Source organism: Sphingomonas sp. AAP5 (assembly GCF_004354345.1).
GTDB classification, from domain to species: Bacteria; Pseudomonadota; Alphaproteobacteria; order Sphingomonadales; family Sphingomonadaceae; genus Sphingomonas; species Sphingomonas glacialis.
In genome coordinates this window covers 3,354,309-3,368,145 of sequence record NZ_CP037913.1, presented here as the reverse complement: position 1 = coordinate 3,368,145, position 13,837 = coordinate 3,354,309, and the positions used below count along the sequence as shown (strand labels likewise).

The window sequence follows — 13,837 nt, the reverse complement described above, 5'->3', positions numbered from 1 at the left end:
GCTTATTCCGCGGCGAGCGTTTCCTCGGCGCGTTCCTGCGCCTGGCGGTTCCACATCTCGGCATAGAGGCCGTCCTTGCGTAGCAGCGCAGCGTGGCTCCCGCGCTCGACAACTTGCCCCGCCTCGAGCACGACGATCTCGTCGGCGTGGACGACGGTCGACAGGCGATGCGCGATGACGATCGTCGTGCGCCCGCGTTCGATCGCCTGGAGCGTGTCGAGGATCTCGCCCTCGGTGCGGCTGTCGAGCGCCGAGGTCGCTTCGTCGAGGATCAGCACCGGCGGGTTCTTGAGCAGCGTCCGCGCGATCGCGACGCGCTGCTTCTCGCCGCCCGACAGCTTCAATCCGCGCTCGCCGACGCGCGTGCCATAGCCCTGCGGCTGGCGCTCGATGAACCCCGCGATCGCCGCCCCGCGCGCGGCAGTCTCGATCTCGTCCTGCCCCGCACCCTCACGGCCATAGCCGATATTGTAGCCGATCGTGTCGTTGAACAGCACGGTGTCCTGCGGCACGATCCCGATCGCCGAGCGCAGCGACGCCTGCGTCACCTGGGCAATGTCCTGCCCGTCGACGGTGATCCGCCCGCCGGTGAGATCGTAAAAGCGGTACAGCAACCGCGCGAGCGTGCTCTTGCCCGCGCCCGACGGCCCGACCACGGCGAGCGTCTTGCCCGCCGGGATGTCGAGATCGATCCCCTTGAGGATCGGCATCCCCTTGTCATAGCCGAAGCGCACATTCTCGAACCGGACATGCCCGCGCGCCACCACCAGCGGCGGCGCGCCGGGCGCGTCGACCACTTCGGACGGCGTGTCGATCAAGTCGAACATCGCGCCCATGTCGATCACGCCCTGGCGGATCGTGCGATAGACCATGCCGAGCAGGTCGAGCGGCCGGAACAGCTGCGACAGCAAGGTCGAGACGAACACCACGTCGCCCGCCGAGAACGCCCCACGCCCCCAGCCCCAGGCGACGAACGCCATCCCGCCGCCGAGCATCACATTGGTGATCAGCGCTTGCCCGACGTTGAGCCAGGCGAGCGAATTCTCAGACGTCACCGCGGCGTTGGCATAAGCCGCCATCGCCGCGTCGTAACGCTTGCCCTCGCGCTCCTCGGCGCCGAAATATTTCACCGTCTCGAAATTGAGCAGCGAATCGACCGCATGGCTGACCGCACCCGTGTCGAGATCGTTCATCCGCGTGCGCAAGGCGGCGCGCCAATCGGTCACCATCCGCGTGAACCAGATATAGGTCGCCACCATCACCACGGTCGCGGCAACCAGCCCCCAGCCGAAGCTCGAGCGGAAGATGTTGAGCACGAGGACGAGTTCGAGCACCGTCGGCGCGATGTTGAACAGCATGAAATAGAGCATCGTATCGATGCTCTTCGTCCCGCGCTCGACCACCTTGGTGACCGCGCCCGTCCGCCGCTCGAGATGGAAGCGCAGCGACAATTGGTGGAGATGGCGGAACACGCTCGCCGCAAGCCGCCGCGTCGCATCCTGCCCGACACGCTCGAACACCGTGTTGCGCAGATTGTCGAACAAGGTCGTCGAGAAGCGCGCCCCGGCATAGCCGAGGACGAGCGCGATCACGATCCACACCGCGCCGCGCTCCCCCTGCGCCATCCGGTCGACCGCCCATTTCAGCGTGTAGGCGCTGGCATAGACCTGCGTGACCTTCGACGCGATGACGAGCAGCATCGCACCGACGATGCGCAGCCGGAGAACCGGCGCATCCTTCGGCCACAGATAGGGTACGAAACGCCGGAGCGTAGGCAGCATCGGCCGTTCGGGCGTGGTCGAGGTGGTGGCTGTATCGGGGGGCATCTGTCCTTCATGTAGGCGCAGTCAAGCGCGACCGAAAGCGTCTCATGGAACAAGCAAGGCAGTTCGTCGGTTTTTGCTACGAACGGAGACGGTTATGGACCCGCTTTTCTACGTCATGGCGATCATGGGATGCGGCGACGGCAGTTCGGCCTGTCAGCAGGCGCGCGTCGAACAGGTGCAATATCGATCGATCGGCGAATGCCAGCGCGCAATGCCAGCAGCGCTCGCGCGCAACAGCGATGTCGATTATCCTGTAGTGACCGCATCGTGCCGCGCAACGGGCGAGCGCATGGCGCAAACCAAGGCAAGCGTCACACGCGGATGATCGCCATCGCGCGATAGCCTGCTATAGCCCGCACGACAGGGGCGCGCCGTGCGGAAATTGACTGCAATCATCGTCGGAAGCTTGGTATCGCTCGCGCTCGTTGCCGCGATCGAGAGCCTTAGCGCGACGCTGTACCCCGTTCCGGGCGACATCGCCGCGGCCGACCGTGCGACGCTGCTCGCGATGATCACCGGGATTCCGCTCCCGGGAAAACTCATCATTGTGGCAGGTTGGCTGATCGCCCCGTTCGCCGGGGTCTGGCTGTGCCTGCGCATCGGGGACTGGCCGATCGGAGGGTGGCTGGTGACAGCCATCTACCTCGCCGCCGCGATCGCCGGGCAAATCAACGTGCCGCATCCTGCGTGGATGGCACTGTGCGCGGTGCTCTTCCCGTTGCTCGGCGCGTGGCTCGCACAGCGTGCTCACCGCAAACCCTATCCCGGTGAGCCCTTGCTCGGATAAACGGGGGTCAGCCCTCCGGGTCGATCGTCCCACGGCCATCCTGGATCGGCAGCGCCCAGCGGATCTGCTCGCGCAGCAACGATTCGAGGTCCTTCGCACCGACGACATGCGCGGTCGCGCGTTTGCGCAACAAGGCGGCGAGCAGCGAAGCGCGGCTGTCGGGCGCTTGTGCGACGCGTCCGCGCGACAGGGCTTTGGCGAACTGGACGGAGAGCGCGGTCATCGAATCAAGGCCTTTATCCAGGCCCGTGACCTAAGCTTGCAGACGTGCAGAACGTCTCACCGAAAGGGGTTAGCGCCGCCTTCAGCGTTACGCGGACGAGTCCAGAGCGAGCGATCACGCGGCGACGGAGGATAGGCCTGCGCGCGGCGTCGCGCCGCGAAATATGCCTTGCCGATCATCGCGAGCTTCGCCGCGCTCGACGTCGTCACGCGACCATCCCACGCGCGCGGCCCCAACGCCGCGACACCGCGTGCGATCGCGCCATAGATGTCGGCCGCCGCCAGCACCGCCCAGGCCGAACGAAACGACAGCGCCGGGGTGCCGTGGCGTGCGCTCGCCTCGTAGCCCGCTGCCAGATCCGCAAGCCGCACGCCAAGCACGCCAAGCGCCGCGCGATGTTCGGGGGCAAGCAGCGTGTCGGGGCTCAGGCCCATTTCGTCGAGCCAATCCTGCGGCAAATAGCACCGCCCGGCGCGCGCATCTTCGGCGATGTCGCGCGCGATATTGGCGAACTGGAACGCCATCCCCAGGTCGCACGCGCGATCAAGCGTGGCTTCGTCGCTCGGCGCGACCCCCATCGCGATCGCCATCATGCACCCGACCGCACCCGCGACATGGTAGCAATATTGGTAGAGATCGGCCTCGCTCCCCGGGCGCCAGCCTTGGGCGTCGAGCGCGAAGCCCGCGATCAGATCGTGCGCGAGGGCAGGGGGCAGTGCGGTCTCCGCCGCGAAGAGCCGTAGCGCGTCGAACGCCGGATCGCCGACCACCTCGCCCGCGAGCGCAGCGTCGGTCTTCGCTGCGATTTCCGCGAGGCGCGCGGGACCATCGTCGACCCCGGTCATGTCATGGCCGTGATCCTGGCCATCGGCGATATCGTCGCACGCGCGGCACCAGGCGTAGAGCAGCCAGGCGCGTTCGCGCGTCGGGCGATCGAACAGCTTGCTCGCCGCGGCAAAGCTCTTTGATCCGCGCGCGATCGATTCCTGCGCGGTCGCGACGATCGCATCGCGACTAGGCAAGGCGGTGTCGCTCACAAGTCTTTCGCACCGATCTTGGTGATCGTGACGATCGGCTCGTGCGCGGCCATCTGGTCGAGCAGGCCGTCGAGCGCGGTGTCGATCAGCAGGATCCCGTGGTGCTGCGGCCGCAGGAAACCGACCTCGCCCATATGGCGATAGAAAGCGACGAGATGGTCGTAATAGCCCGCGATGTTGAGCAGCCCGACGGGCTTGGCGTGATAGCCGATCTGCGCCCAGCTCAGCGCTTCCCACAATTCGTCCATCGTGCCGGTGCCGCCGGGCAAATTGACGAAACCGTCGGACAGATCGGTGAACGCCTGTTTGCGCTGGTGCATCGTCTCGACGACGTGGAGCTCGGTCAGCCCGCGATGCGCGACCTCGGCGTCGACCAAAGCTTGCGGGATGATGCCGATCACCTCGCCACCGGCTTCGAGCGCGCTGTCGGCGACTGCGCCCATCAGCCCGAGCTTGCCGCCGCCATAGACGACGCCGATGCCGCGCTCGGCCAGCGTCCGCCCGACCTGGCGCGCGCAGTCGATATAGACGGGATCGGCCGGGGTGGCCGATCCGCAATAGATCGCGAGCCGCTTCATTTTATCGTTCGCCTTCCAGCATTAGCGCCGCGGTCGCCTTGGCGCTGCCCACCACGCCGGGAATCCCAGCGCCTGGATGCGTGCCGGCACCGACGAAATAGAGGTTCGGGATATGGTCGTCGCGATTGTGCACGCGGAACCACGCGCTCTGCGTCAGGAGCGGCTCGAGCGAGAAGGCGCTGCCGAGATGCGCGTTGAGATCGGCCGCAAAGTCGTTCGGCGCATAATGGAATTTGGTGACGATCCGCGAATGGATATCGGGGATCAGCCGCCGCCCGATCTCGTCGAGGATGCGCTTTTCGAGGATCGGCCCGATCTCGTCCCAATCGACCGGGAACTTGCCCATGTGCGGCACCGGCGCGAGCGCATAGAAGGTCGAATGCCCCTCGGGCGCCATCGACGGATCGGTGACGGTCGGGTGGTGCAGATAGAGCGAGAAATCCTCGGGCAGCACACCGTGATCGTAAATGTCGCTGAGCAGCCCCTTATAGCGCGGCCCGAACAGGATCGTGTGGTGCGGGATCCCCGGCCACGTCCCCGTGATCCCGAAATGGACGACAAACAGCGACGGCGAATAGCGTTTGCGCGCGAGCGCCTTCCTGGTGCGCTGCGCACTGCGCGACGACTTGAGCAGATCGCGATAGATGTGCATCACGTCGCCATTGCACGCGACCATGTCGGCATCCTGATGCCAGCCGCTCGCGGTGGTGACGCCGGTCGCGCGGTCGCCGAGCGTCGCGATGTCGACCGCGGCGTCGCCCAGTCGCAGCACGCCGCCGAGCCGTTCGAAATGCGTGACCATCGCGTCGATCAGCTTGCTGGTGCCGCCCATCGCGAACCACACGCCGCCGTCTTTCTCGAGCTTGTGGATCAGCGCGTAGATCGCGGATGTGTTCATCGGGTTGCCGCCGACGAGCAGCGTATGGAACGACAGCGCCTGGCGGAGATGCTCGTCCTTCACGTAGGACGACACGATCGAATAGACCGAGCGCCACGCCTGGTATTTGGCGAGCGCGGGCGCTGCCTTGATCATTGAGGCGAAGTCGAGGAACGCGACATGGCCGAGCTTGCGATAGCCCTCCTCATACACGCCGGCGGCATATTCGAGGAACTTGGCATAGCCCGCGACATCGTCGGGGTTGAGCTTGGCGATCTCGGCATTGAGTGCGGGCTCGTCGTTCGAATAATCGAACACCGTGCCGTCGGGCCAATTGAGCCGGTAGAACGGCATGACGGGCGCAAGCGTCACGTCGTCGGCCATGTCGCGCCCGGTCAGCGCCCACAATTCCTGCAGGCACGGCGGATCGGTGATGACGGTCGGCCCCGCGTCGAACACGAAGCCGTCTTTCTCCCAGACGTACGCGCGGCCCCCGGCCTTGTCGCGCGCCTCGAGCAGCGTCGTCTCGATCCCCGCCGATTGCAGCCGGATCGCGAGCGCCAGCCCGCCAAACCCGGCGCCGATGACGATCGCGGTCCGCGCCGGTGCGCGCACCGGATGCGAGCTCATGCCTTCACCCCGCCCGGCAGCACGCCGATCGCGCGCAAAGCGCGGCTGATCGGTACCGGCGGCTTGCCGGTCAGGATCCGTGCCTTGTCCATCATCGTCGAGCGTCCTGCATAAAAGCGCCGCACCAGGCGCTGGTCGAGCCGGTAGAAGCGTTCGAGAACACGATAGCGTTCCTCGGGCTCGGCGGCACGAAAGAGCATCTTGTCGAGCATACGGTAGAAGCCACGCGCCTGCCACGTCCGTTTTGCATAGGCATGCGTCAGCGTATGCAGTCCCTCGCCCGACAGGTCGCGCGCCGTAGCGATCAGCGCGGCGAGCCGCACCGCATCGGGCAGCGAATAGCCGGTCGTCGGGTGGAACAGCCCCGCACGCATCCCGGCCTTGGCGACCTTGTTGCCGCCAGACTGCCAATAGGCCTCGAAATCGCCGCCCATCGTCACTGGCAGGACACCCGATTCCTCGCGGATGACAGTATGCGTCGCCCAGCCATGCGCCGCGGCATAGGCGCGTACGCGATCGGCGATCGGGTCGGCATTGTTGCCGCTGCCGGGTTGCGGCCGGTACAGATCGGGGGTGTCGCTGTAATAGGTGTCTTCGATGAACAGCCGGGTCGGCGACAGCGGCAGCGTGTAGACGAAGCGATAGCCGTCGATCTGCTCGACCGTCGCGTCCATCACGATCGGACGCGTGAGCCCGTGCGGCGTATCCAGCTCGAACTCGATCCCGACAAACTTCTGCCAGCCCAGATCGAGCAGCCCGAGATCGCCCGGCCCGCGCGTGTCGATCACGCCCTTGGCCTCGAGCCGGTCGCCGTCGGCGAACACCACTGCGGTCGGTCCCGCCGCGAGCACCTTGCGACCGGTCATCAGCCTGTGTGCCGGCAATTCGGCGCGCAGCGTCGCATCGAGCCGCTCGGATTCGATCGAATAATAGGCGCTGTCGAGCGTCCGGCGGTGCGCCGGAAAGGCAATGTCATAGCTTTTCCAGCCATAACTGACGAGCGGCGCGACGATCCAGCGATCGGCATCGCGCACGTCGCTGGCGAAGAACGACCAGAGATGGTTGCCACCGAAGCGATCGGATCGCTCGACGATCCGCACGTCGAGCTCGGGCCGCTGCTTGGCGAGCGCCAGGGCGATCAACCCACCGGCAAGCCCGCCACCGACGATGGCGATGTCGCAGGAGAGAGTCTCTGGCATAGCCATTGCGATAGCCGAAATGTGGCAAGGTGCAAGCGCAGCGGGCGATCGTGGGACACGCCGAAGACGCTGGCCGGTGCGGCGAATCTCCCTGACTTGCGGGGCTGGCTGCGCTACACCGCAGGAATGTTGCTCGCGATCCTCGCCGCCACGCTCGTCATGTCGCTGATCGTCGGCGTGCGCTATCTGATCGTCTCAGGCGCATTCGCCGCGGCAACGCGCGTCAGGCATCCCGGCCTCTACGACGGCCTGACGCCGCAGATCCGTCGCGAGATTGGCTGGAGCCTTGCCTCGGCGGTGATTTACGGCGTGCCGGCGGGCGTCGTCGCCTGGGGATGGCAGAATCTCGGCTGGACGCGGATCTACACCGATTTGCACAGCTACCCCTTATGGTATGCGCCGGTGTCGGTGCTGCTGTACCTGATCGCGCACGACACATGGTTTTATTGGACGCATCGCTGGATGCACACGCCGCGCGCGTTCAAGCTCGCGCACGCGGTGCATCACGACAGCCGCCCGCCGACGGCGTGGGCGGCGATGGCGTTCCATCCGATCGAGGCGATCACCGGCGCTGTGATAATTCCGCTACTTGTCTTCCTTATTCCCATCAATATCGGCTGCCTCGGCTTGGTCCTCGCGATCATGACGGTTATGGGGGTTACCAATCATATGGGTTGGGAAGTCTTTCCCCGGTTCATGTGGAATGGACCATTGGGGGCATGGCTGATCACGGCCAGCCATCACCAACGGCACCACGATCTCTATCGAGGAAATTATGGTCTCTATTTCCGTTTCTGGGATCGGCTCTGCGGCACCGACAAAGGTGTCGGCGATTTTGTCAAAGCGCATGCGCAGGCTCGCGTGCGTCGGCGGCGCGTCGGCGGTAGTGTTGCTGGCGCTGCCGGGGGCGGTGGCAACGAGTGACCTGTCGGTCGATCTCACCAATCTGCGGTCGCACAAGGGATCGGTCCGCGTCTGCCTGACTGCCGACCCGCAGAACTTCCCCGCGTGCATCGACGATGCGCAGGCCGTGACGCGCTCCATACCCGCGACAGCCGGCAGCTTGCGCTTCGATGGGCTGGCGCACGGCGATTACGCCGTCGCGGTGATCCATGACGAGAACAACAACCGCAAGCTCGACACCTTCGCCGGAATTCCGCGCGAAGGCTTTGGTTTTTCTCGCAATCCGGCAGTGAGCTTTGGCCCACCGCGCTTTGCTGCGGCCCGCTTCACGCTGACAGGTGATGCAGATCGGCAACAGATCAAAATGCGTTATCTGCTCTAGTCTACATTTTCGGACCCAAAGCGTTGCGCGAGCGTTACGGCCCCAAATCCTTAGATTCTGGAGCTACCCCGTGATCGATCGTCGCCTTCTTCTGTCCGCCGCCACCCTGCTGATCGCCAGTGCCGCCCCGGCGTTTGCGCAAAGCGCGCCGCCCGCCCCGGCGGACAACGACCAGATCGCCGCCGACTTCAACAAGGATTCGGTCACGGTCGGCATCGGTGGCGCCTACCTTCCCGATTATGACGGCTCGAACGAGTATCGCTTCGTGCCGGCACCCGCCGCGATCGGCTCGGTCAAGGGCTTCAACTTCTCGGTGATCGGCAACCGTGCCAGCATCGATCTGATCCCGAACCGCCCGGGCCAGTCGATCGATCTGCAATTCGGTCCGATCGGCGTGATCAATTTCGACCGCTCGAGCATCAAGAACATCGACGACGTCCGCGTCCGCGCACTCGGCAAGCGCAGCACCGCGCTCGAGCTCGGTGGCTATATCGGCATCGGCAAGACCGGCGTGATCACCAGCCCGTATGACAAGATCTCGGTGTCGGTCAGCTATCGCAAGGGCGTGACCGGCGCGCACAATAGCGGGATCTGGCAGCCGAGCTTCACCTATCTGACGCCACTCAGCCGCAAGGCCGCGGTCGGCATCCTCGCCTCGGCACAGCATGTCGGGCAGGGCTATGCCGACACCTATTTCAGCATCACGCCGACGCAGAGCCTCGCGAGCGGCCTTCCGACGTACGCGGCACGCTCGGGCTGGAAGAACTATTCGGTGGGCGGTTTCGCGACCTATTCGCTGACCGGCAATTTGCTCCACGGCGTCAAGGTCGTCGCCGGCGGTACCTATTCGCGGTCGCTGGGGGACTTCTCCTACGCCCCGATCGTTCGCATCGCCGGCTCGCCCAACCAGTGGCTGGGCGCCGTCGGGCTCGCTTACACTTTCTAACCCCGGCGCAATTCAGCGCAGGTTCAGGACCCGTCGTGGAACACAACTCGTGATTCCACGGCGGGTTTTCGTTTGCGCGCGGATCGTCGGGAATGGCCGACGCTCCAGCTATTCGGGTCTTGCGCCGTCGCGCGCGAGGTGCCACGCCAGCGCCGCACTATAGCGTTTCCAGCAAAAGGGTTCGCCCCAATGACCGACACCGAAGACCAGCTGATCGAGCGCCTCGAAGCCCGCGCCGACCGTCGGAATGAGCGCCGCGAATTCTTCCGCACAGCCCTTGGAGCCGGTGCCGTCGCCGCAGTCGGCGCCGCCGCCGTCGCGGTCGGGACCAGCGCATCGGCGCAAGCGACGTCGGAAACCGACATCCTCAATTTCGCGCTCAACCTCGAATATCTCGAGGCGCAATTCTATTCCTACGCCGTCTTCGGTACGGGCTTGCCCAACAGCCAGCTCACCCCGGGCAGCGCCAGCACGACGACGCAGGGAACGGTCACGGGTGGCCGCCAGGTCAGCTTCAGCGATCCGCTCGTCGCGCAATATGCGCGCGAGATCGCCGGTGACGAAACGCAGCACGTCGCCTTCCTTCGCAGCCAGCTCGGCACCGTCGCCGTCGCGCAGCCCGCGATCGACATCGGCAGCACCGCCACGAGCGCCTTCACGGTCGCTGCGCGCGCCGCCGGCCTCGCGACCAATGCAAGCGGCGCGGTCGACAACGTCAACGGCACTTTCGACCCTTACGCCAACGACCAGAACTTCCTGCTTGCCGCCTTCCTGTTCGAAGATGTCGGCGTCACCGCCTATAAGGGCGCGGCCTCGCTGCTGACGACCAAGGCCTATATCGACGCGGCGGCAGGCATCCTCGCCGCGGAGGCCTATCATGCCTCGATCATCCGCACCGTGCTGTACAGCAAGGGCCTGGCGACGCCGTCGCTGCGCACTGCGGCGGGCGCGATCTCCGACGTTCGCGACAAGCTCGACGGGACCTCGGACGACGATCAGGGCATTGCCTCGGCAGTCGTCGCGAACAGCCAGTTCGCCGCGCTCAACGGCCTGACGGCATCGAACATAGTCCCCACCGGGCTCGACGGCATCGCCTATGGCCGCTCGACCGGGAACGTGCTCAATATCGTCTACCTCAACAGTCTGGCTGTCGCGAAGGGGGGCTTCTTCCCCAATGGGCTCAATGGCACCATCGTGACCAGCACCGCGAATTGAGCCGCCCGATACCTTTAGCCTGACGCCTTCCAGCTTGCCCGAACGGGAGTTCCCCAGTGATCGATAGCGACATCCTCTTGCAGGTTCTCGACGCCGGCGAACGCCGCCGCGCCGAGCGCCGTAATTTCCTGCGCAGCGCGGGCGTCGCCTCGCTCGCCGTTGGCGGCGCATCGCTGCTGTCGGCCTGCGGCGGCAGCGGCTCGACGAGCACCGATCCAGGCGCGACGGCAACCGCAACGCCGACGCCGAGCCCGAGCTCGACCAGCACGCTGCAGGACCAGGACACGCTCAACTTTGCGCTCAACCTCGAATATCTCGAAGCGCAGTTCTACAGCTATGCCGTCACTGGCGCAGGGCTACCCAATGCGTTGATCGCCAAGGGCGATGGCAACCAGACCGTCCAGGGCACCGTGACGGGCGGCCGCAAGGTCACTTTCACCGATCCGATCGTCCAGCAATATGCGGTCGAGATCGCCGCCGACGAAGTCGCCCATGTCGCCTTCCTGCGTTCGGCACTCGGCGCGGCCGCGGTTGCGATGCCGTCGATCAACATCGATGGCGGCGCCAATGGCGCCTTCTCGGCCGCCGCGCGCGCAGCCGGGATCGCAACCACCAATGGCGTCGTCGATCGCGTCAACGGCACCTTCGACCCTTACGCCAGCGACGAAAACTTCCTGCTCGGTGCGTTCATCTTCGAAGATGTCGGCGTGACCGCATACAAGGGCGCTGCGCAGACGATCAACACGACATTGCTGCTCGATGCCGCTGCGGGCATCCTCGCGACCGAGGCGTACCACGCCGGCCTGATCCGGACCGTGCTCTATTCGAAGGGCCTCGCCACCCCGAGCCTGCGCGTCAGTGCCGGGCTGATCAGCGACGCGCGCGATAGCCTCGATGGCACGAGTGACATCGATCAGGGCATTACCGGCACCGCGACGACCTCTAACCTCGTTCCGGTCGATGCCAACGGCCTCGTCTACGGCCGTACCGCGGGCCAGGTGCTCAACGTTGTCTATCTCAACAAGAACGCCGTGGTCGGCGGGGGCTTCTTCCCCAACGGCCTCAACGGCAACATCCGCACCAGCGCCGCAAACTAGTTGCACGCGGCGCGCGAGCGCCTAGACTGACGCCATTCCCCGGGGGGCTGCTGATCGGCGGCTGAGAGGGGGGCACGAGCCCCCGACCCGCATCAACCTGATCCCGTTAATACGGGCGTAGGGAGGGAGCGGTGACCGCCCGGAAACCGTCTTTGCTCCTTGCGATTTTGGAGCGAAGAGCATGGCAGATATTCCCGCGCGTACCGAAATCGGCGTGACGACTGGCCCGATCCGTGGCTCGCGCAAGATCTACGTGCCCTCGGCAGCGATTCCAGGGCCAGGCGTCGCGATGCGCGAGATCCTCCTCGAACCATCGTGTGGCGAGCCGCCCTTGCGCGTTTACGACACGTCGGGGCCCTATACCGACCCCAAAGCGCGGATCGATATCCACGTCGGCTTGCCGACGCTGCGGCGCGACTGGATCCTCGCGCGCGGCGACGTCGAGGAATACACTGCGCGCGAAATTCGTCCCGAAGACAATGGCTTGACCGGCCCCGATCGTTCGGCTGGCGTACCGCAATATCCCAATGTCGTTAAACGCCCGCTGCGCGCCAAGCCCGGCGCCAATGTCAGCCAGATGCACTATGCGCGACGCGGCATCATCACCCCCGAGATGGAATACGTCGCGATCCGCGAAAATCTCGGGCGCGCTGCCGCCAAGGAAAAGCTGATCCGCGACGGCCAGGACTTCGGCGCATCGATCCCGGATTACGTGACGCCCGAATTCGTCCGCGATGAAATCGCGCGGGGGCGGGCGATCATCCCCAACAACATCAACCATCCCGAATCCGAACCGATGGCGATCGGGCGCAACTTTCTGGTCAAGATCAACGCCAATATCGGCAACTCCGCCGTTGCGAGCAACGTCGCGGCCGAGGTCGACAAGATGGTCTGGTCGATCCGCTGGGGGGCCGACACGGTGATGGACCTCTCGACCGGTCGCCACATCCACGACACGCGCGAATGGATCCTGCGCAACAGCCCCGTGCCGATCGGCACCGTCCCGATCTATCAAGCGCTCGAAAAGGTCGGCGGCGTTGCCGAGGACCTCACCTGGGACATCTTCCGCGACACGCTGATCGAACAGGCCGAGCAGGGCGTCGATTACTTCACGATCCATGCCGGCGTGCGGCTTGCCTATATCCCGATGACCGCGAAGCGCGTTACCGGGATCGTCTCGCGCGGGGGCTCGATCATGGCGAAATGGTGCCTCGCGCACCACAAGGAGAGCTTCCTCTACGAGCGCTTCGACGAGATCACCGAGATCATGAAGGCGTATGACATCGCCTACTCACTCGGCGACGGCATGCGCCCCGGCTCGATCGCCGACGCCAACGACGAAGCGCAGTTCAGCGAGCTCTACACGCTCGGCGAACTCACCCACCGCGCCTGGAAGAGCGACGTCCAAGTGATGATCGAAGGCCCCGGCCATGTGCCGATGCACAAGATCAAAGAGAATATGAAAAAGCAGCTCGAAGTGTGCGGCGAGGCGCCCTTCTATACGCTAGGGCCGCTCACCACCGATATCGCGCCGGGCTACGACCATATCACCAGCGGGATCGGCGCGGCGATGATCGGGTGGTATGGCACCGCGATGCTCTGCTACGTCACGCCGAAGGAGCATCTCGGGCTCCCCGATCGTGATGACGTCAAGGTCGGCGTGGTGACCTACAAGGTTGCCGCGCACGCCGCCGATCTCGCCAAGGGCCATCCCGCCGCCAAGATGCGCGACGATGCGGTCAGCCGCGCGCGCTTCGAATTCCGCTGGCGCGACCAGTTCAACCTGTCGCTCGATCCCGATACGGCCGAGCTCTACCACGACGAGACGCTCCCCGCGGAGGGTGCAAAGACCGCGCATTTCTGTTCGATGTGCGGGCCGAAATTCTGCTCGATGAAGATCACGCAGGAAGTGCGAGATTTTGCGGCGAAGCAGAACCAGCCGGCGGACGGCTTCCTCGCCGCAACGCCGCCGGTCGATGCGGCCGACGCCGACCGCGCCGCTTTCGCACGCGGTGCGCAGGCCGAGGCGGGCATGGCCGAGATGAGCGCCACGTTCAAAGCGAAGGGCAGCGAGCTCTATCTGCCTACGACCGAGTGACCTGCCGGTCCGGCGGACGCCCGAAGCGTCCGCCGGCCG

General features: G+C 65.4%; 14 protein-coding genes and 1 riboswitch. Of the genes, 8 read left to right on the top strand and 6 right to left on the bottom strand.

The window, feature by feature from the left end; genetic code table 11:
* Positions 1–2: 2 nt before the first annotated feature.
* Positions 3–1,826: an ABCB family ABC transporter ATP-binding protein/permease gene (locus E2E30_RS15570; RefSeq protein WP_165954544.1), complete on the bottom strand. Its 1,824-nt coding sequence runs from the start codon at positions 1,824–1,826 to the stop codon at positions 3–5.
* A 94-nt stretch (positions 1,827–1,920) separates the two neighbouring features.
* Here E2E30_RS15570 and E2E30_RS15565 point away from each other — a divergent pair, with 94 nt between their 5' ends.
* Together E2E30_RS15565 and E2E30_RS15560 are read left to right on the top strand one after the other, a co-directional pair.
* Complete coding sequence (locus E2E30_RS15565) at positions 1,921–2,151, top strand: hypothetical protein (RefSeq protein WP_133191303.1); 231 nt, start codon at positions 1,921–1,923, stop codon at positions 2,149–2,151.
* Positions 2,152–2,199: 48 nt separating this feature from the next.
* Complete coding sequence (locus E2E30_RS15560) at positions 2,200–2,613, top strand: hypothetical protein (RefSeq protein WP_133191302.1); 414 nt, start codon at positions 2,200–2,202, stop codon at positions 2,611–2,613.
* Positions 2,614–2,620: 7 nt separating this feature from the next.
* Here the strand turns inward: E2E30_RS15560 and E2E30_RS15555 are convergent, their stop codons facing one another.
* From E2E30_RS15555 to crtY, 5 genes are read right to left on the bottom strand one after another with little or no spacing between them, the layout of a single operon-like run.
* Positions 2,621–2,836, bottom strand: a complete 216-nt coding sequence (locus E2E30_RS15555) for a hypothetical protein (protein ID WP_133191301.1) — start codon at positions 2,834–2,836, stop codon at positions 2,621–2,623.
* 56 nt (positions 2,837–2,892) lie between these two features.
* Positions 2,893–3,873 (bottom strand): phytoene/squalene synthase family protein, encoded by a 981-nt coding sequence (locus E2E30_RS15550; protein ID WP_206365593.1) that lies wholly within the window; start codon positions 3,871–3,873, stop codon positions 2,893–2,895.
* Positions 3,870–4,451 (bottom strand): TIGR00730 family Rossman fold protein, encoded by a 582-nt coding sequence (locus E2E30_RS15545; RefSeq protein ID WP_133191300.1) that lies wholly within the window; start codon positions 4,449–4,451, stop codon positions 3,870–3,872. Before E2E30_RS15545 ends, E2E30_RS15550 begins: the two co-directional genes overlap by 4 nt.
* Before the next feature lies 1 nt (position 4,452).
* Positions 4,453–5,958: a phytoene desaturase gene (locus E2E30_RS15540; RefSeq protein WP_133191299.1), complete on the bottom strand. Its 1,506-nt coding sequence runs from the start codon at positions 5,956–5,958 to the stop codon at positions 4,453–4,455.
* Positions 5,955–7,157 carry a lycopene beta-cyclase CrtY gene (gene crtY, locus E2E30_RS15535; RefSeq protein ID WP_133191298.1) on the bottom strand — a complete coding sequence of 401 codons (1,203 nt, stop codon included), beginning with the start codon at positions 7,155–7,157 and terminating at the stop codon, positions 5,955–5,957. Before crtY ends, E2E30_RS15540 begins: the two co-directional genes overlap by 4 nt.
* Positions 7,158–7,283: 126 nt before the next feature.
* Here crtY and E2E30_RS15530 point away from each other — a divergent pair, with 126 nt between their 5' ends.
* The 6 genes from E2E30_RS15530 (at position 7,284) to thiC (ending at position 13,798) form a co-directional block, all read left to right on the top strand.
* The gene (locus E2E30_RS15530; protein WP_133191297.1) at positions 7,284–8,081 is read left to right on the top strand and encodes a sterol desaturase family protein; all 798 of its coding nucleotides are present in this window, start codon (positions 7,284–7,286) and stop codon (positions 8,079–8,081) included.
* On the top strand, positions 8,005–8,442 hold the full coding sequence (locus E2E30_RS15525; RefSeq protein ID WP_133191296.1) for a DUF2141 domain-containing protein: 438 nt from the start codon (positions 8,005–8,007) through the stop codon (positions 8,440–8,442). Before E2E30_RS15530 ends, E2E30_RS15525 begins: the two co-directional genes overlap by 77 nt.
* Positions 8,443–8,512: 70 nt before the next feature.
* Positions 8,513–9,388, top strand: coding sequence for a MipA/OmpV family protein (locus E2E30_RS15520; protein ID WP_133191295.1), 876 nt, complete (start codon positions 8,513–8,515; stop codon positions 9,386–9,388).
* A 189-nt stretch (positions 9,389–9,577) separates the two neighbouring features.
* Entirely contained in the window at positions 9,578–10,603 is a 1,026-nt protein-coding gene (locus tag E2E30_RS15515) for a ferritin-like domain-containing protein (RefSeq protein ID WP_133191293.1), read from the top strand.
* 56 nt (positions 10,604–10,659) lie between these two features.
* Positions 10,660–11,700 carry a ferritin-like domain-containing protein gene (locus E2E30_RS15510; protein ID WP_133191291.1) on the top strand — a complete coding sequence of 347 codons (1,041 nt, stop codon included), beginning with the start codon at positions 10,660–10,662 and terminating at the stop codon, positions 11,698–11,700.
* Positions 11,701–11,730: 30 nt separating this feature from the next.
* Positions 11,731–11,841: riboswitch (TPP riboswitch) on the top strand.
* A gap of 40 nt (positions 11,842–11,881) precedes the next feature.
* Complete coding sequence (thiC, locus tag E2E30_RS15505) at positions 11,882–13,798, top strand: phosphomethylpyrimidine synthase ThiC (RefSeq protein WP_133191289.1); 1,917 nt, start codon at positions 11,882–11,884, stop codon at positions 13,796–13,798.
* Positions 13,799–13,837 lie beyond the last annotated feature (39 nt).

What these genes read in the sequence shown, in the direction of transcription:
- E2E30_RS15570 (WP_165954544.1), bottom strand. Translation starts at nt 1,826, where the DNA reads ATGCCCCCCGATACAGCCACCACCTCGACCACGCCCGAACGGCCGATG.
- E2E30_RS15565 (WP_133191303.1), top strand. Translation starts at nt 1,921, where the DNA reads ATGGACCCGCTTTTCTACGTCATGGCGATCATGGGATGCGGCGACGGC.
- E2E30_RS15555 (WP_133191301.1), bottom strand. Translation starts at nt 2,836, where the DNA reads ATGACCGCGCTCTCCGTCCAGTTCGCCAAAGCCCTGTCGCGCGGACGC.
- E2E30_RS15545 (WP_133191300.1), bottom strand. Translation starts at nt 4,451, where the DNA reads ATGAAGCGGCTCGCGATCTATTGCGGATCGGCCACCCCGGCCGATCCC.
- E2E30_RS15540 (WP_133191299.1), bottom strand. Translation starts at nt 5,958, where the DNA reads ATGAGCTCGCATCCGGTGCGCGCACCGGCGCGGACCGCGATCGTCATC.
- crtY (WP_133191298.1), bottom strand. Translation starts at nt 7,157, where the DNA reads ATGCCAGAGACTCTCTCCTGCGACATCGCCATCGTCGGTGGCGGGCTT.
- E2E30_RS15530 (WP_133191297.1), top strand. Translation starts at nt 7,284, where the DNA reads ATGTTGCTCGCGATCCTCGCCGCCACGCTCGTCATGTCGCTGATCGTC.
- E2E30_RS15525 (WP_133191296.1), top strand. Translation starts at nt 8,005, where the DNA reads ATGCGCAGGCTCGCGTGCGTCGGCGGCGCGTCGGCGGTAGTGTTGCTG.
- E2E30_RS15515 (WP_133191293.1), top strand. Translation starts at nt 9,578, where the DNA reads ATGACCGACACCGAAGACCAGCTGATCGAGCGCCTCGAAGCCCGCGCC.
- thiC (WP_133191289.1), top strand. Translation starts at nt 11,882, where the DNA reads ATGGCAGATATTCCCGCGCGTACCGAAATCGGCGTGACGACTGGCCCG.